This window comes from Lysobacter sp. F60174L2, assembly GCF_052547135.1.
In genome coordinates this window covers 28,326-45,832 of the sequence record NZ_JBQWRA010000006.1, presented here as the reverse complement: position 1 = coordinate 45,832, position 17,507 = coordinate 28,326, and the positions used below count along the sequence as shown (strand labels likewise).

The following is a 17,507-nucleotide window of genomic DNA, read 5'->3' as shown; positions in this document are numbered from 1 at the left end:
CGGCACGGGATCAGTCGCGCAGTTGCACCGCGCACAACGGCGCGCACAGCCGGTCGAGAACGGCCCGGGCCGTCGCATCGGTGCCGATGGCGGGCTGGCCGGACAGCCCGGCGCCGGCCAGGTCCGCGGTCAACGCGCCCTCGTCCAGGGCCTGCGCCACGGCCTGCTCGACCGCGACCGCCTCCTCTTCCAGCTGCAGCGAGTGGCGCAGCAACAGGGCGACGCTGAGGATCGCGCCGCACGGGTTGGCGATGTCGCGGCCGGCGATGTCCGGCGCCGAACCATGGATCGGTTCGTACACGCCGTTGCGTCCTTCGCCGATCGATGCCGAGGGCAGCAGGCCGAGCGAGCCGGCGAGCATCGACGCCTCGTCGGTGAGGATGTCGCCGAACATGTTCTCGGTGACGATGACGTCGTAGTCGCGCGGGCGCGCCAGCAGGTGCATCGCCATCGAGTCCACCAGCTGGTGTTCCAGCTCGATGTCGGGGAACTCCTCGGCGACGACGCGGGTGGCCACTTCGCGCCACAGCCGCGATGTCTCCAGCACGTTGGCCTTGTCGACCGACACCACGTGCCTGCGGCGCTTGCGTGCCAGTTCGCAGGCGCGGCGCATGACCCGCTCGATCTCGACCACGGTGTACCCGCACAGGTCGCTGGCGCCATCGGCGCTGCGCTGCTTGTCGCCGAAGTAGATGCCGCCGGTGAGTTCGCGCACCACCATCAGGTCCACCCCGGCGAGCAGGTGCGGCTTTATCGGTGAGGCACGCAGCGCGACCGGGTGGGGCTGCACCGGTCGCAGGTTGGCGTAGAGGTTGAGCCCCTTGCGCAGCGCCAGCAGGCCCTGCTCGGGACGGACCTTCGCCTGCGGGTCGGACCAGCGCGGGCCGCCCACGGCACCGAGCAGCACCGCGTCGGCCGCGCGGCAGGCCGCCAGCGTCGCCGGTGGCAGCGGATCGCCGGTCGCGTCGATCGCCGCACCGCCGATCAGGTGGGTGGACAGGGTGAAGTGGTGACCGTAGCGGTCCGCGACCGCCTGCAGCACCCGTGTCGCCGCCCGGGTGACTTCCGGGCCGATGCCGTCGCCCGGCAGCACCACGATGTCAGCACGCATGGCGCACCTCGTGCTGTGGCAGTGCGGGGGTGTCGGCGAGGCGCTGTCGCGAGGCCTCGTAATGATCGATCGCGGGCGACTGCCTGAGCAGGTAGCCCAACTGGTCCACGCCTTCCAGCAGGCAGGTACGGGCGAAGGCGTCCAGCGGGAACGCGAAGCTGCGCGAATCCGGCAGCGTCACCCGGCACTGCTCGACATCGACCCGCAGCTCGATGCCGGGGTGGTCCAGCAGCTCGTCCACCACCGCCTCCTCCAGCACCACCGGAAACAGGCCGTTCTTCAATGCATTGCTGCGGAAGATGTCGGCGATCTCGGCGCTGATCACCACCCGCAGGCCCAGGTCGACCAGCGCCCACGCCGCATGCTCGCGCGAGGAGCCGCAGCCGAAGTTGCGTCCGGCGACGAGGATCCGGGCGCCGTCGTTGGCCGGGTCGTTGAAGGCGAACGACGGGTCGATGCTTCCGTCGGCGCGCACCCGCCAGTCGTTGAACGCGTGCCGGCCCAGGCCGGTGCGCCCGGTGGTGGTGAGGAAGCGGGCCGGGATGATGCGGTCGGTGTCGATGTTGCGGTCGCGCAGCACGACCGTGCGCGACCGCAGTTCGGTGAAGGGAGACATCAGGCGGATTCCATGGCTGGGGTGGAGGGCGGGGACGCCGGAGCGTCCGCGATCGGTGCTGCAACCGGCGCGGACCGGCTGGCCGTGGGGGTGAGCCGGCGGGGATCGGCAATCTCGCCGGCGACCGCGCAGGCGGCGGCCACCGGTGGCGAGGCCAGCACCGTGCGCGCGCCCGGCCCTTGGCGGCCCTCGAAGTTTCGGTTCGAGGTCGACACGGCCAGTTGTCCCGGTTCGACCAGGTCGCCGTTCATGGCGATGCACATCGAGCAGCCCGGCTCGCGCCATTCCGCGCCGGCCTCGCGGAAGATCCGGTCCAGGCCCTCGGCCTCGGCGTCGCGCTTGATCCGGTTCGAGCCGGGCACCACCAGCATCCGCACGCGTGGATGCACCTTCCGGCCGCGCAGGACGCTGGCGGCCTGGCGCAGGTCGTCGAGCCGCGAGTTGGTGCAACTGCCGACGAACACCACGTCGACCGGCTGCCCCGACAGCGGCCGGCCGGCGGTGAAACCCATGTAGGACAGCGCCCTGGCCGCGTCGGCATCACTGCCGTCGGGCAGGGGCTGGTCGATGGCGACCACCTGCCCGGGATGGGTGCCCCAGGTGAGCGTGGGGCGGACATCGCCGGCGTAGATCACCACCTCGCGGTCGAAACGCGCACCGACGTCACTGCGGAACCGTTTCCATTGCGACACCGCCGCGGCGAATGCGGCGCGGTTGCCGGTGGCGACACCGGGTGCGCGCGGGGTGCGCGCGAGGTAGTCGAACGTCACTTGGTCGGGCGCGATCAAACCGGCACGCGCGCCGGCCTCGATCGACATGTTGCAGATGGTCATCCGCTCGTCCATCGACAGCGCGCGGATGGCCGGGCCGCGGTACTCGATGACGTGGCCGGTGCCGCCGTTGACCCCGACCATCCCGATCACGTGCAGGATCAGGTCCTTGGCGGTGACGCCCGGCGCCAGCTGGCCGTCGATGGTGATGGCCAGCGTCTTCGGCTTGCGCTGCAGCAGGCATTGGGTCGCCATCACGTGGCCGACCTCGCTGGTGCCGATGCCGAACGCGAGCGCACCGAACGCGCCGTGGGTGGCGGTGTGGCTGTCGCCGCAGACCACGGTCATGCCGGGCTGGGTGAGCCCGAGCTCCGGAGCGGTGACGTGGACGATGCCGCGGTGCTCGCTGTCGTAGTCGAACAGTTCGATGCCGTGGCGGGCGGCGTTGCCGCGCAGGGCATCGACCTGGTCGCGTGCCTGTGTGTTGACGTAGGCGCGCTCGCCCGTCGCCAGGTCGGGCAGGGTCGGGGTGGAGTGGTCGAGCGTGCCCTTGGTCAGGTCCGGGCGACGCACGCCGATGCCGCGTGCCTCCAGTTCGGCGAAGGCCTGCGGCGAGGTCACTTCGTGGATGAGGTGCAGGTCGATGTACAGCACCGCGGGCGACGCGTCGGTCTCCGGCGTTACCGCGTGCGCGTCCCACAACTTGTCCAGCAGGGTTCTTGGTTTCGACATGGTCATCTCAGGCAATGGCAGTGGCAGTGGGGGAGGCGGTCTGTCGCGGGCGTCGGACGTGGCCGGTGCGGGCCAGGCGGTTGGCGATGTCCAGCCAGGCGTGGGCGCTGGCTTCGAGGATGTCGGTGCTGGTGCCCGAGCCGGTCAGCTCCACGCCGTCGTGGCGCGCGGTCAGGCTGGCCTGGCCCTGGGCGTCGTCGCCGGTGGTGACGCTGGACACGTGGTAGCTGTCGATCTGCAGCTCGATGCCGGTGGCACGGCCGAGCGCTTCGAACAACGCGTGCACGGGGCCATCGCCGATGGCGGCTTCGCTGAGGGTGGTGCCGTCCGGATCGAGCAGCTGCACGCTCGCGGTCGGCAGGTTGCCGTCGCCGACGCCGGTGCCGACCTGCACGCGCAGCAGCCGATACGCGCGGGCGACGTTCGCATCGGCGCCGAGCACCAATGCCTCCAGGTCGGCGTCGAACACCTCGCGCTTCTTCTCGGCGAGCGCCTTGAAGCGGGCGAACACGGCATTCAGGGCGGCCTCATCCACCGCCATTCCGAGCGCAGCCAGTCGGTCCTGCAGTGCGGCGCGGCCGCTGTGGCGGCCCAGCACCATCTGCGAGCGCGACCAGCCGACGTCCTCGGGTCGCATGATCTCGTAGGTGCCACGGTGCTTGAGCATGCCGTGCTGGTGGATGCCGGCTTCGTGGGCGAACGCGTTCTGGCCGACGATCGCCTTGTTGCGCTGCACGCTCATGCCGGTGATCCGCGCCAGCAGCCGCGAGGTCGGTACCAGCCGGCGGGTGTCGATGCGGGTGCCGACGCCGAAGTGCGCGCGGCGCACGTTGAGCGCCATCACCACTTCCTCCAGCGCACAGTTGCCGGCGCGTTCGCCGATCCCGTTGATGGTGCATTCGACCTGGCGCGCACCGCCCTCGATCGCGGCCAGGCTGTTGGCCACTGCGAGGCCGAGGTCGTTGTGGCAATGCGTGCTGAACACCGCGCGCCCGGCGTCGCGCACGTTCGCGCGCAGGTACTCGAACAGCTCGCGGATCTCGCCGGGGGTGGTGTAGCCGACGGTGTCGGGAATGTTGATGGTGCGCGCACCGGCGGCGATCGCCGCAGCGCAGACCTCGGCCAGGAAGTCGCGCTCGGTGCGCAAGGCATCCTCGGCGGAAAACTCCACGTCGTCGACATGCCGGCGGGCGAGTTGCACGCCCATGACCGCGCGCTCCAGCACTTCCTCGCGGCTCAACCCCAGCTTGTGCTCGCGGTGCAGCGGGCTGGTCGACACGAACACATGGATGCGTGGCGCCTGCGCTTGCTCCAGCGCGGCGGCGCAGGCCTCGATGTCGCCGGCATGGCAGCGCGCGAGGGTCGCCACCGTGGTGTTCCGCAACTCGCGCGCGATGGCGCGGGTGGCGTCCATGTCGGCGCTGGAACTGGCCGGGAATCCGGCCTCGACGATGTCCACGCCCAGCTCGGCCAGCGCATGCGCGAAGCGGAGCTTCTGCGTAGCGGTCATGCTGCAGCCGGGCGACTGCTCGCCGTCCCTGAGGCTGGTGTCGAAAATGCGGACGTCGTGCGGCGATACGGCGGTCGGTTCTGGCGGCGATGCATTCATCAGACGATCTCCGGGACTCGCGCCTTGGGCGCTTTCGTGGATGGGCGGGATGGGGCAGGGACCTCGACGGCGTGGAGACCGGGTTTTTGCGTGGCTTTCGACACAACCGGTGTTGCGGTCGAAGGCTCCACGCGGCGGCGTCGGCGCGGTCGCCGCGGCGCACGCGGGCGGACCCGCGACAGCAGGTCCGCGAGCACCGCGGCATCGATGTTGCCGCCCGAGACCACCGCGCACTTGCGGCGTCCGGGTACGCGCCGGCCGGCCGCCAGCGCCAGGGCACCGGCACCCTCGGCGATGACGTGCTCCTCGAGCGCGAGCCGCACCAGCGTTTCGCGCAACTCGGCTTCGCGGACGATGACGATGTCGTCCAGCAGGTCGTGCAGCACCTGTTCGGTGATGCGTCCGGGCGCGCGCACGTTGACGCCGTCGGCCAGCGTCGTGACCTGCGCGACCGGAGAGCGGTCGCCACGCAGCGCACGCGCCATCGCGTCGACGCCTTCGACCTGCGCGCCGACGATGCGGATGCCGCGTGTCTGCTTGATCGCGGCGAGGCAGGCCGGTTTCAACGCCAGGCACACCCCGGCGGCCAGCCCGCCGCCGCCGATCGGCACCATCACCACGTCGGGCACCAGCGAGGCGATTTCCAGGCCGACCGTGCCCTGGCCGGCGATCACGTCGGGGTCGTCGAACGCCGACAGCAGCCGGTATCCGTGGCGGTCGGCCAGCTCGGTGGCGAAGCGTCGCGCGTCTTCGTAATGCTGGCCGTGCAGTCGTACCGTCGCGCCCCAGTGGGTGACGCCGGCGATCTTGGTCTGCGGCGCGTTGCACGGCATCACGGTAATCACCGGCACGCCCAGGCGATACCCGGCCCAGGCCAGGCCCTGCGCGTGGTTGCCGGCCGACGCGGCGATCACCGGACGCAGGTCGCCGCGTTCGCGCCCGGCCAGCAGGGCGTTCATCGCACCGCGCACCTTGTAGGAACCGGTGCGCTGGAAGTTCTCCAGCTTCAGCCAGCAGCCGAACCGCTCCGCATGGTGCAGCGGCGTGGCCGGCAGGTGCGGACGCAGCCGCGCCTGCGCGGCGAGCACGTCGGCCGCGCCCACCATCACTTGCGGATTGCCGTGGCCGACCTCAGGCATGGGTCAGCCAATGACGGTAGGCGGGCGCGTTGCCGCGCACGATGCGGCGGTACAGGCTGGCCACTTCGTTGCCGACCTTGCTGCCCGCGTAGGCGCGATCTTCCAGCCGCGACACCGGTGCGACTTCGGCGGCGGTGCCACACACGAACACCTCGTCGGCATCGCGCAGCTCGTCCAGCGTCACCGCGCGCGACTGCGCACCCGTGACCTCCAGCAGCGTCGCCGCGGTGATACCGGCAAGCGCATCGGGATGCTCTACCGCGGTGATGCGGTCGCCCTGCACCATGAAGACGTTGGCGCCGGTGCACTCCACCACGTGTCCGGACGCGTCCACGAACAGGGCTTCCTCGAACCCCCGCGCAGCAACCTCGTGCTTGGCCAGCAGCGAGTTAACGTAGGCCCCGCACAGCTTCAGCGGTGGCAGCGACGTCGCCGGATTGCGTCGCCAGCCGGATACGCCCAGCCGGATGCTCGCGCCACCCAGGTGCACGGCCGGCGTCATCGTCGCCACCATCAGGTGCTGGCTCAGCGCGGTCACGTCCAGTCCCATCGAGCCCACGCCGAGCCATGCCAGCGGGCGGATGTAGGCATCGCGATGGCGGTTGCGCCGCAGGACCTGCAACACGATGTCCGATACGTGGTCGACATCCAGCGAGATGCCGAGCAGCCGCGCGCCGCGCTGCATGCGCTCCAGGTGTTCGGGCAGGCGGAACACGGCGGTACCGCCGTCGTCGGTGGCATAGCTGCGGATGCCCTCGAACACGCCGCTGCCGTAATGCAGGGCGTGGGTGGTGGCGGGCAGGCACGACGCATCGGCGGGAAGGAACGCGCCATCGATCCACAGCTGCGGGGTGCCGGTCGCCACCGGTGGCGACGTGGTGCCCGCGTCGGCATCCGCGCGCGAAGGAGTGATCACCGACATGGCTGCACCTCCACCGTGAGACAGTCGTAGAGCTTTTCCAGTTGCGTCTGCAGCAGCGCGGCCGGTCGCTCGCTCTCGACCGACAGGCGCAGGTGCCAGCAGTCGGCGGTCCCGGTGCCACTCACGGCGCCGCTCTCGGCGTCCACCGCGATCGGCCGGAAGCCGCGGCGCTCGGTCGTGCCGAGCGCCCGCATCAGCGCGCCCTCGGCCTTTCGCAGGGTCAGTTCAACTCGATAGCGCTGCATTGGCGACCTCCGGGTCGTGGAGCATCTGCGCGTTGTTGCGGTTGGGCGGGACCAGTGGCCAGACGTTGGCCATGGCGTCGATGGCGACATGCAGCAGCGCCGGTCCCGGCGCGGCGAGCAGCCGCTCGAGCGCGGCATCGGCATCGGCGGCGCGGTCGAGGTGGAAGCTTTCGATGCCGAACGAGGCGGCGAGGGCAACGAAATCGGGGTTGTCCGACAGGTCGGTTTCCGAATAGCGCTGCTGGAAGAACAGCTCCTGCCACTGCCGGACCATGCCGAGGCGCTGGTTGTCGAGCAGGACGATCTTCACCGGCAACCGGTAGCGGCCCAGCGTGGCCAGCTCCTGCACGTTCATCAGGAACGAACCGTCGCCGCTGACGCAGACGACCTGCGCGCGCGGGCAGGCCAGCTGCGCACCGAGCGCGGCCGGCAGGCCGAAGCCCATCGCGCCGAGCGCGCCGCTGGTGAGGTGCCGGCGCGGGTGGTCGAAGCGCCAGTGCTGCGCCACCCACATCTGGTGCTGGCCGACGTCGCAGCTGACGATGGCCGATGGCGCCAGTTCCGACAGCCGCCGCAGCAGGGCCGGGGCATAGACGCCGGGGCCGGGCGCGTCGTAGCGGAATGCGTGCTGCCGTTTCCGCTCCTGGCAGGCAGTCCGCCAGGCCACGCAGTCGGGTCGGCCATGGTCATGCGCCGCGGCGGTGAGGGCGCCGAGGCTGTCGCGCAGGTCGCCCCGCAAACCGGCCGCCACCTTCCGCAACTTGCCGATCTCGGCCGCGTCGATGTCGAGGTGGATCACCTGGGCGTCTGGCGCGAACTCCTCCAGCTTGCCGGTGGCGCGGTCGTCGAAACGCGCGCCGACGACCACCAGCAGGTCGGCCTCCTGCACCGCCATGTTGGCGGTGCGGGTGCCGTGCATGCCGAGCATGCCGAGGTTGAGCGGGTGCGCGTCCGGCAGGGCGCCCAGTCCGCGCAGGGTCGACACGGTCGGTACGCCGGCGGCATCCACGAACTCGCGGAACGCTTCCAGCGCATCGCCCAGGGCGATGCCGCCGCCGGCATAGATCACCGGACGGCGCGCCTGCGCAAGCAGCCAGGTCGCGCGTGCGATCTCGACCTGGGCCGCCACGCCGGTCGCATCCACCGGCAGTGGCCGGTGCGGCGGCAGGTGCGATGCGTCGGTGGTCTGCACGTTCTTCGGCAGGTCGACCAGGACCGGACCCGGCCGGCCCGAGCGCGCAAGCCGGAACGCCTCGCCGACGGCCGCGGGCAGCTCGTCGACGTGGCGGACCAGGAAGCTGTGCTTGACCAGCGGCAGGGTCATGCCGAACACGTCCACTTCCTGGAACGCATCCGTCCCCATCAGCGACGTGGGCACCTGGCCGGTGATCACCACCATCGGCACCGAATCGAGCAGCGCATCGGCGATCCCGGTGACCAGGTTGGTCGCGCCCGGGCCTGAGGTCGCCACGCACACGCCGGCACGGCCACTGGCGCGCGCGTAGCCGTTGGCGGCGAACACCGCGCCCTGCTCGTGACGGACCAGGATGTGCTTCAGGTCCGACCCGTAGAGCGCGTCGTAGAAGGGCATGATCGCCCCGCCCGGATAACCGAACAGGGTGTCCAAGCCTTCGGCGGCCAGTGCGCGCACCAGCCACTGTGAAGCGTTCATGCGATGGCCTTCTCGGCTGTGCGGGTCGGACCCGCCGCCTGCGGCGCCGCGGCTGCCTGCGCCGGCGCAGGTGCCGACAGCCACGGCATCGCCGCGCGCAGCTTGCGGCCGGTGGCTTCGATCGGGTGGTCGAGGTCGGCCTGGCGCAGGGCGCGGTAACGCTCGCCACCGGCCTGGTGCTCGGCGATCCACTCGCGGGCGAAGGTGCCGTCGCGGATTTCCGCCAGCACCTTGCGCATCTGCGCGCGGGTGTTGTCGTCGACCACGTAGTCGCCGCGCGTCACCGCGCCGAACTGCGCGGTCTCGCTGATGAACTCGTGCATGCGGGTGATGCCGCCTTCGTAGAACAGGTCGACGATCAGCTTCAGCTCGTGCAGGCACTCGTAGTACGCGACCTCGGGCTGGTAGCCGGCCTCGACCAGGGTTTCCCAGCCGGCCTGCACCAGACGCACCGCGCCGCCGCACAGGACCGCCTGCTCGCCGAACAGATCGGTTTCGGTCTCCTCCTGGAAGGTCGTGCGGATCGCGTTCTGGCGCGCGCCGCCGATGCCGGCGCAGTAGGCCAGCGCCAACGCCTCGGCGTTGCCGCTGCGGTCCTGGTGCGCGGCGTACACCGACGGCACGCCGCGGCCGATCTCGTACTCGCGCCGCACCAGCGCGCCCGGTCCCTTGGGCGCGACCAGAACCACATCGATGTCCGCGCGCGGCGTGATCTGGCCGTAGTGGACGTTGAAACCGTGCGCGAACAGCAGGCACGCGCCCGGTGCGAGATTGGGTTCCAGCACCTCGGTGTAGAGCTGCGGCTGGACCATGTCGGGGGTCAGCACGGCGACCAGTTCGGCCGCGGCGACGGCCTCGGCCGGAGTGACGACAGTGAAGCCGTCGGCCTGCGCCTTCAGCGAGGTCGGCCCGCCGGGGCGCAGGCCGACGGTCACGTCGAACCCGGAGTCGCGCAGGTTGAGGGCGTGCGCGCGGCCCTGGCTGCCGTAACCGATGACGGCGATGCGCGGATTCTTGCTGTTGCTCATGTGCGTGTTTTCCTGGAGGTGGAGTGGGTTGCGGGGTGGAGGTGGTTGGCGCGTCGTGGCTCAGGCCGCGCCGGCGAGCGTCTGTTCGGCGACCGCGACATCCAGCGGTCCGGGCGTGGTCACCGCGCCGTGCGAGGCGGAACCGACGACGAGCGCGTATCGGGCGAGCGCGCCGGTGGCCACGCGCGGGGCGAGGGAGGCCGGATTGCGAACGGAGAGGTCGGCGTCGACGTCGATCCGGCGCGTGGCGACGTCGATGCGAACCCGGTCGCCGTCGCGTAGCTTCGCGATCGGCCCGCCGCGCGCGGCCTCGGGAGCGACGTGGCCGACCATGAAGCCGTGGGTGGCACCGCTGAACCGGCCGTCGGTGATCAGCGCGACATCGTTGCCGAGCCCCTGGCCGACCAGCGCCGCGGTGACCGCGAGCATCTCGCGCATGCCCGGTCCGCCAGCGGGACCCTCGAAGCGGATCACCACCACATCGCCGGCCCGGACGTGGCAGGCCTGTACGGCGGCGAACGCGGCTTCCTCGGAATCGAATACGCGCGCGGGTCCTTCGAAGTGGTCGCGGCCGTGGCCGGCGAGCTTGACGATGCAGCCGTCGGGCGCGACGTCGCCGTAGAGGATCGAGTAGCCGCCGCGCGGCTTGATCGGATCGGCGATGGCGCGGACCACGTCCTGCGGGCCGGCGGCGGGCAGCGCGTCGAGCATCTGGAAAAGCGAGCGGCCGGTGACCGTCGGCGTGTCCTGCAGCAGGCCGGCCGTGCGCAGCTCGCGTGCGACCAGCGCGGTGCCACCGGCGACGAACAGCTCCGCCGCGGTGTAACGGCCGCCGGGCTTGAGGTCGGCGATTACCGGCGTGGCCGCGGCGGCGATCTCGAACTCCTCCAGTCCGAACGCGACACCGGCTTCGTGCGCGATCGCGAGCAAATGCAGCACCGCATTGGTGGATCCGGCGGTCGCCGACACCGCGCGCGCGGCATTGCGCAGCGCGTCGATGCCGAGCAGTTCGCGCGGCAGCGGTCCGCCATCGCGCAGGCGCTGCATGACCAGTTCGCCGCAGGCGTGCGCGGCGGCGGGCTTGTCCGGATGGATCGCCGGGATGTCGTTGAGCTGCAACGGCGACAGGCCGAGGAAGCCCAGCACCATTGCCATGGTGTTGGCGGTGAACTGGCCACCGCAGGCGCCCGCACCCGGACAGGAATGCGACTCGACGCGGTGCAGCTGCGCGTCGTCGATGCGGCCGGCCGAATGCGCGCCCACCGCTTCGAACACTTCCTGCACCGTGATCGCCGCATCGCCGCCGCCGGCGCGCGGGCACTGCCCCGGCATGATGGTGCCGCCGTAGAGCACCACCGTGGGGATGTCCAGGCGCGCGGCCGCCATCGCGGCGGCCGGCAGGGTCTTGTCGCAGCCGACCAGCAGCACCATGGCGTCCAGGCAATGGCCACTGACCGCCAGCTCGATCGAATCGGCGATCGTCTCGCGCGACGGCAACGATGCGCGCATGCCGTCGCTGCCCATCGCGATGCCGTCGGTGACCGCGATCGTGTTGAACTCCACCGCGGTGCCGCCGCTGGCGTGCACGCCCGTCTGCACGTGACCGGCCAACTCGCGCAGGGTCAGGTTGCACGGCGAGACGTTGGTCCAGGTATGGACGACGCCGACCAGCGGTTTGGCGATCGCCGCGTCGTCGAGTCCGGTGGCGCGCAGCATCGCGCGCGCTGCTGCGCGGGCGGGGCCTTGCTTGATGGCGTTGCTTCTCATGATCACGCGTTCCTTTGGGGAACCCGGGACCGAACAAACAAAAACCCCGCGCCGTTTCGGGCGCGGGGTCTGGTTTCTTCGACCTGGGTTTGTGTGGACTAGCTACGCAAACCCGTTCCCCGCGCCGGTTAGGACGGTAATAAGGGTAATAAGGGTAAGTACGAGTACGAGTACGGGCAGCAGCGTCATGCGCGCGTCGCCGGCCACGCGGATCTGCGTGGGCGAGGGCGTCTGCGGCGATGTATTGCGCTGCGTCATGGATGCGAGAAGATCACGCGGCTCGGGACAGTGTCAAATAACCATTGGGAATGGTGCGGATAATCTTTTCCGGTAACGCGGATTATTCGCTCGCCAGCCATTCCTGCGTCAGCCAGCGATGGGTCGTGCCGCGCAGGCCGGTCCGGGCAAGCAGGGCGAAGCGTTCGTCGGCCGTGCAGACGGTGCCCGGGGTATCGGGTGTCATCCAGCCGTGCAGTTCCACCTGTGCGAGCACGTCGCCGTGGCGGTGGGCGTCGCGGTCGAGTTCGGCCAGCATGCGGGTGGCATCGGCGATGCGTCCGCCATGGCGCAACAGCGCGATGTCGATCAGCCGCAGGCGGTAGCGAAGGCCCCAGCGTTGCGGCTCCACCAGTTCCACCGCCGCCTTGGCCTGTTTGCGTGCGACCGAGAACCGGCCGCGGGCCAGCGCAGTTTCGGCCGCGGCGACACGGGCACTGCCTTCGAGCAGGTGGTAGCCGGACCGTTCGAGCCCGGGCAGCAGCGCGTCCAGCAGTTGCGCGGCGGTGTCGGGGTCGCCCGCGCGGGTCAGCAGCAATGCGGTGTCGATGCCCACGCCCCAGCGGCCGGTCTGGGTGCCGATCTCGTCCAGGCTTCCGGGGATGGTTTCCAGGCTTGCCAGCGCCGAGGCGCGGTCGCCGCTGGCGAGGTCGATCTCGGCCATTCCGATGCGCGACTGCCAGCGCGAGTACCGGCTGATCGTGCCGCAGCGCGCCTGCTCGCTGCGCGCGTCCATCGGCTGCCCGCGGGTCAGCAGGACCAGGCCGCGCACGCAGGTGAACATCGTCGCTCGCGGCGACGGTTGCGTTCCGGCATGCGCATAACGCTCGCCACGCTCCCAGGCGACCATCGCTTCCTCGAAGCGACCGTGTTCGTAGGCCAGCAGTCCCTGGTAGAAGTGGGCCCACATGGCCATGTCGCCCTGCATGCCGGCGTCCTCGATCCGCTTGACGCGCATCTCGACTTCGTCGAAGTCGCCGCGCAGGAAGGCCTCGTTCAGAAGATCGCCTTCGAGCGCCGCGAGCCCCCAGTCGTCATCCATTGCCTCGGCGACCGCCGCCGCCTGCGCGAGATGCTCGCGATAGCGTTTGAAGTCGCCCGCACGGTAGTGCTTGAACGCGACGTCGCGCAGCGCATCCAGCTCCATCTGTTGCTGGCCGGCGGCGCGCGTCTGCGCCAGCCACGCGTCCAGGTACTCGGACGTGCCCGCGCCCGGCGCGGCCATCTCGCCCATGAACAGCGAGCGCAGCGCCGAAAACTTGTCGCCGGCCACGGTGAACTGCTTTGCGGCCTGCTCGAAATAGGGCGAGCCGCGCGTCGCACCGGCGGCATAGGAGTCCACGCGCGCGAGGGCCAGCAGCGTCTGCCCGCGCTCGTACTCCCAGCCTTCGCCGGCGACCTCGACCAGGCGGTCGGCCTCGTCCGCGCTGACGCGCGCGCTGGTCGGGTCGGCCAGCCTGAGCTGCAACCACGACAGGGTGTTGAGTCGCGCGACCTGCATCGCAACCGGCTGCGGTTGTGTCCACGGCGGTTCGGACAGCACCGTCATTGCATCGGCAAAGCGGCCCATGCGTCCGAGTGCGTTCGCGTGCTGCAGCGAAAATGCGGTCTGCGCCGGATGGCGTCGGGCCAGCTCGGCATAGGCCTCGGCCGCGGCGGCGTGGTCGGGCGACAGCGCCAGCAGTTCCGCGTCGATCACCGCCCCGGCCTCGGCGGGCAGCCGCTTCATCAATGAGCGTCCGGTTTGCAGGTGCTGCCGCGCCGCGGGCAGTTGCCGCAGGGTGGCGAGGCTCTCCGCGTGCTGCAGGTGGCCGAGAGCAAACCCCGGCGCGTGTTCGGTCAAATCGCGCCCCAGCTGCACCGCCTCGACCCAGTGATGCGCACGCCGGGCCTGCCGCAACGCGAGGTACTGGCGCGCGGTCGCACGGTCGAGTCGCAGCGAGGGCCACGGTTGCCGGGCCGCAGCCGGTGCCAGTTCGGCGAGCACCTCCCGCGACACCGCATCGACCATCTTCGTCCACTGTGCGGGCGGGCCTTCGTGCTGGATCCGCTTCGGGCCGGAGGTGCCCTCGAACTGTGCACGCAGATAGATCTTCGACGGGTCCTGCGCGTCGTGGCCGGAAAACAGCAGGACCACCACGTTGCTGGCTTGCGCCGAGGGGTCGGCCGCGAGCTGCGTGGGCGTGAGCAGGGTCAGCTGCGGCAGCGCCGAGAGCTTCCACTCCAGCCAGGCGTACAGCATCTCGGCGGGAAGTTGCGCCTCGGCCGGGACCGCCGGGTCCTGCGTATGGACCAGGGTGACCGACGGGGGCGCAGCGGGTGGCGTCAGGGCCGGCCGCACGGCCACCTGCCAGGCGCCGGCCGCGACCGCGACCGCGGCCAGTGCCAATGCGAGTACGGGCGTCATCCAGGTCCGGCGTCGGCGCGGGACGGGCGCCGGCCCGGCCGCCGCCGGTGCGTCTTCCTGCACGCAGGTCGCGGCCACCGGTTGCTGTTCGATCGCCTCGACAGGTGCCGGTGGGTCGAATACGTATCCCTTCTTGGCGACCGTGCGGATCCAGCCTTTGTGCTCGCCGAGCGCCTTGCGCAGCATCCAGATGCTCTGCGACAGGTTGGCGTCCTCGACAACCACGTCGGGCCAGATGCGTTGCAGCAGTTCCACGCGCGGGTGCAGCCGATGCGGTTCGGCCGCCAGCAGCAACAGCAGCTCGAACATGCGCGGCGGCAACTCGGCATCGCCGTCCGGACGCTGCACCCGCCGGTAGTGCAGATCGATCCGCAACGAATCGATCCGCAGCTCCCGCGTCTGCAGCGGCCAGAGGGGTGACGGCGGCGGCTGGTTCATCTCATTCATTGCTTCCCTGGCATTGAATTACGCATGGCGCGCTGCAGCAATCGACGCCGGCGGACCGCGATCGGCCAGGTGCCTGCGTCTGTGTCGATGCACCGGCCCCCCTGCCGGATGCGGATCACCTTACTCCAGCTTTCCATTGCCAACGCAAGCTCCGCGCGCGTGTTCCGGCGTCCGGAAACGCCCATGGGAGAACGATTTGAGAAAAATTTGAGAACGACGAAGAAGCACATTTCATCGAACCTGCACCCAATCGGCGTGCCGGGCGCCGCTATTGGCGGTCGGTGTCCGTCCAATGTCACTCAACCCAGGTAGCAGATCAAATGAACAAAAATGCATCCTTGCGCCTCTCGTTGCTGGCGGTGGCCACCGCGACAGCACTTGCGGCGCCGGCGGCCTTCGCGCAGCAGGCCCGGCTCAATCTCAGCGGTCTCCAGACCGCACCGACCCATGACCGATTTATCGTCAAGTACCGCGATGGCAGCGCGGCGCAGGCGAGTGCCACCTCATTGACGAGGTCGCTCAATGCCACGGCGCGCGCCTTGCCCGCGGTACGCGGCCGCACGCTCTCGCTGCAGCCGGTCCGCGAACTGGCGCTCGGCGCCCAGCTTGTCAGTACCGGTCGGGCGCTCGACCGCGTCGAAGCCGAGTTGCTGATGCGGCAGTTCGCGGCGGACCCGAATGTGGAGTTCGTCGAAGTCGATGCCCTCCAGCACCACGCGGGCAACCCGAACGACCCCGACTACGGCAGCAAGCAGTGGCACTATCGCGAGCCGACCGGCGGCCTCAACCTGCCGCAGGCCTGGGACAAGTCCACCGGCCAGGGCATCGTCGTTGCAGTGGTCGACAGCGGCCACCTCTCGCACAGCGACCTCGACGACAACGTGGTCGGCGGGTACGACTTCGTCAGCAGCACCACCGGCGGCAACGGCGGTTCCAGCGACGGCAACGGCCGCGACAGCAACTACACCGACGCATCGAATGTCCGGCACGGCACCCACGTCGCCGGTACCGTCGCCGCGGTAACCAACAACAACCGCGGCGTCGCCGGCGTGGCCTACGGCGCCAAGATCGTGCAGGCGCGCGTACTCGGCAACAGTGGCTGGGGATCGACTTCGGATATCGCCGACGCGATCGTATGGGCTGCCGGCGGCAGCGTGCCCGGCGTGCCTTCGAATCAGAACCCGGCCGAAGTGATCAATCTCAGCCTGGGCGGTGGTGGCTCGTGCCCGAACGTCTACCAGAACGCAATCAACCAGGCGGTGCAGCTCGGTGCCACCGTAGTGGTCGCGGCGGGCAATGGCCATACCAACGTGTCCAACGAAAATCCGGCCAACTGCAACAATGTAGTGGCGGTGGCGGCCAACGACATCCACGGCGACCGCGCCTGGTACTCGAACTACGGTGCGAAAATCGACGTCACCGCGCCCGGCGGCGAAATCTGCGAGCCCAATTCGGACTACAGCGGCTGTGGCTCGATCAGCCATCCCGAAGAGGGCGTCCTTTCGACCGTCAACAACAACGGCTACGCGTTCTGGGACGGTACGTCGATGGCCACCCCGCACGTGGCGGGCACCGTTGCACTGGTGCAATCGGCAGCCGCCCAGCCGTTGAGCCCGGCCGAGATCGAGCAACTGCTAAAGGACACCGCGCGCCCGTTGCCGGGTAGCTGCTCGGGCGGCTGTGGCGCCGGTATCGTCGATGCCAAGGCAGCGGTGGATGCGGTGGCCGGCGGTGGCGACCCGGACCCGGATCCGGATCCGGATCCGGATCCCCAGACGCCGACCGCCGGGTTCGACTACAGCAAGGACGGGCTGAGCGTCAGCTTCACCAGCACCTCCAGCGACAGTGACGGCACCATCGCCTCGTACAGCTGGGACTTCGGCGACGGCACGGGTTCGACCCAGGCCAATCCGACCAAGACCTACGCTGCCGCCGGTAGCTATACCGTCAAACTGACCGTCACCGACAACGACGGCGGCAGCGATGACGAAACCAAGACGGTCAGCGTCAGTGCCGACGTTCCCGGTGGCGGCACGCTCGAGAATGGCGTGCCCGTCACCGGCCTGGCCGGCGCCAAGAACGCGTTGCTCCGTTACACCCTGGAAGTCCCGGCCGGCGCCACCGACCTGAAGTTCGTGACCTCCGGCGGCAGCGGCGACCCCGACCTGTACGTGAAGTTCGGCTCCGAGCCGACGACATCGAGCTACAACTGCCGCTCCACCACACCCGGCACCAACGAAAGCTGCACCATCAACAACGTCCAGGCCGGCACCTACCACGTGCTCGTCCACGCCTGGTCGGCGATCAATGGCGTGAGCCTCACCGGCAGCTACAACACCGATGGCGGCGGCGACGACGATGACGATGGCGACCGGCAGACCTACAGCAATGGCAACAATGTCTGGATCTTCGACCGGACCTGGGTGGATAGCGTGGTCAACGTGTGGGGTCGCAGCGGCAATGCGCCTTCCAACGCCTCGGTGAACGTCGACATCAAGCACACCTACCGCGGTGAGGTGCGCATCGACCTGATCGCGCCGGACGGCTCCTCCTACCGGCTCAAGGACACCAGCAACGACAGCGGCGACAACATCAACGCGACCTACAGCGTGAACCTGTCGAACGAGGCCCTCAACGGCATGTGGCGCCTGCGGGTGACCGACACCGACTGGAACGACTCCGGCTACATCGACAACTGGAGCATCACGTTCTGATTTCGCGTCTCCAAGGCGTTTTCCCATAGTGTTGTCCTTTCCCCCGGCGCGA

The 17,507-nt window shown here is 69.9% G+C and carries 11 protein-coding genes and 1 pseudogene; 1 reads left to right on the top strand and 11 read right to left on the bottom strand.

Translation table 11 applies throughout. The annotated features are described in order from the left end of the window. Positions 1-10: 10 nt before the first annotated feature. The 11 genes and pseudogenes from leuB to ACT9AS_RS14140 all read right to left on the bottom strand — a co-directional run bounded on the left by leuB (position 11) and on the right by ACT9AS_RS14140 (position 14,741). A complete protein-coding gene (gene leuB / locus ACT9AS_RS14190) occupies positions 11-1,111 on the bottom strand; it encodes a 3-isopropylmalate dehydrogenase (protein WP_445100812.1) in 1,101 nt (366 codons plus the stop codon). Continuing rightward, positions 1,101-1,727, bottom strand: a complete 627-nt coding sequence (gene leuD / locus ACT9AS_RS14185) for a 3-isopropylmalate dehydratase small subunit (protein ID WP_445100811.1) — start codon at positions 1,725-1,727, stop codon at positions 1,101-1,103. Before leuD ends, leuB begins: the two co-directional genes overlap by 11 nt. Next, a complete protein-coding gene (gene leuC / locus ACT9AS_RS14180; RefSeq protein ID WP_445100810.1) occupies positions 1,727-3,229 on the bottom strand; it encodes a 3-isopropylmalate dehydratase large subunit in 1,503 nt (500 codons plus the stop codon). The genes leuD and leuC overlap by 1 nt, the downstream gene beginning before the upstream one ends. 7 nt (positions 3,230-3,236) lie before the next feature. Further along, positions 3,237-4,838 (bottom strand): 2-isopropylmalate synthase, encoded by a 1,602-nt coding sequence (locus tag ACT9AS_RS14175; RefSeq protein ID WP_445100809.1) that lies wholly within the window; start codon positions 4,836-4,838, stop codon positions 3,237-3,239. Continuing rightward, positions 4,838-5,947, bottom strand: coding sequence for a threonine dehydratase (locus tag ACT9AS_RS14170; protein ID WP_445100851.1), 1,110 nt, complete (start codon positions 5,945-5,947; stop codon positions 4,838-4,840). The genes ACT9AS_RS14175 and ACT9AS_RS14170 overlap by 1 nt, the downstream gene beginning before the upstream one ends. A 22-nt stretch (positions 5,948-5,969) precedes the next feature. Beyond that, positions 5,970-6,899: an aminotransferase class IV gene (locus ACT9AS_RS14165; RefSeq protein WP_445100808.1), complete on the bottom strand. Its 930-nt coding sequence runs from the start codon at positions 6,897-6,899 to the stop codon at positions 5,970-5,972. After that, entirely contained in the window at positions 6,890-7,144 is a 255-nt protein-coding gene (locus ACT9AS_RS14160; protein WP_445100807.1) for an ACT domain-containing protein, read from the bottom strand. Before ACT9AS_RS14160 ends, ACT9AS_RS14165 begins: the two co-directional genes overlap by 10 nt. Continuing rightward, entirely contained in the window at positions 7,125-8,816 is a 1,692-nt protein-coding gene (ilvG, locus tag ACT9AS_RS14155) for an acetolactate synthase 2 catalytic subunit (protein WP_445100806.1), read from the bottom strand. The genes ACT9AS_RS14160 and ilvG overlap by 20 nt, the downstream gene beginning before the upstream one ends. After that, positions 8,813-9,847: pseudogene (gene ilvC / locus ACT9AS_RS14150) on the bottom strand (ketol-acid reductoisomerase); the annotation flags it as partial. The pseudogene ilvC and the gene ilvG, both read right to left, overlap by 4 nt. A 57-nt stretch (positions 9,848-9,904) precedes the next feature. Beyond that, positions 9,905-11,611 carry a dihydroxy-acid dehydratase gene (gene ilvD / locus ACT9AS_RS14145; protein WP_445100805.1) on the bottom strand — a complete coding sequence of 569 codons (1,707 nt, stop codon included), beginning with the start codon at positions 11,609-11,611 and terminating at the stop codon, positions 9,905-9,907. Between the two features lie 340 nt (positions 11,612-11,951). After that, a complete protein-coding gene (locus ACT9AS_RS14140) occupies positions 11,952-14,741 on the bottom strand; it encodes a winged helix-turn-helix domain-containing protein (RefSeq protein WP_445100804.1) in 2,790 nt (929 codons plus the stop codon). A gap of 320 nt (positions 14,742-15,061) precedes the next feature. On the opposite strand from ACT9AS_RS14140, the gene ACT9AS_RS14135 reads away from it, so the two are divergent. Beyond that, positions 15,062-17,455, top strand: a complete 2,394-nt coding sequence (locus tag ACT9AS_RS14135; protein WP_445100803.1) for a S8 family serine peptidase — start codon at positions 15,062-15,064, stop codon at positions 17,453-17,455. The last annotated feature ends 52 nt before the right edge of the window (positions 17,456-17,507 follow it).

Excerpts from the sequence above, each read along its gene's own strand:
- leuB (WP_445100812.1), bottom strand. The coding sequence starts at position 1,111 with ATGCGTGCTGACATCGTGGTGCTGCCGGGCGACGGCATCGGCCCGGAA.
- leuD (WP_445100811.1), bottom strand. The coding sequence starts at position 1,727 with ATGTCTCCCTTCACCGAACTGCGGTCGCGCACGGTCGTGCTGCGCGAC.
- leuC (WP_445100810.1), bottom strand. The coding sequence starts at position 3,229 with ATGTCGAAACCAAGAACCCTGCTGGACAAGTTGTGGGACGCGCACGCG.
- ACT9AS_RS14175 (WP_445100809.1), bottom strand. The coding sequence starts at position 4,838 with ATGAATGCATCGCCGCCAGAACCGACCGCCGTATCGCCGCACGACGTC.
- ACT9AS_RS14165 (WP_445100808.1), bottom strand. The coding sequence starts at position 6,899 with ATGTCGGTGATCACTCCTTCGCGCGCGGATGCCGACGCGGGCACCACG.
- ACT9AS_RS14160 (WP_445100807.1), bottom strand. The coding sequence starts at position 7,144 with ATGCAGCGCTATCGAGTTGAACTGACCCTGCGAAAGGCCGAGGGCGCG.
- ilvG (WP_445100806.1), bottom strand. The coding sequence starts at position 8,816 with ATGAACGCTTCACAGTGGCTGGTGCGCGCACTGGCCGCCGAAGGCTTG.
- ilvD (WP_445100805.1), bottom strand. The coding sequence starts at position 11,611 with ATGAGAAGCAACGCCATCAAGCAAGGCCCCGCCCGCGCAGCAGCGCGC.
- ACT9AS_RS14140 (WP_445100804.1), bottom strand. The coding sequence starts at position 14,741 with ATGAATGAGATGAACCAGCCGCCGCCGTCACCCCTCTGGCCGCTGCAG.
- ACT9AS_RS14135 (WP_445100803.1), top strand. The coding sequence starts at position 15,062 with ATGAACAAAAATGCATCCTTGCGCCTCTCGTTGCTGGCGGTGGCCACC.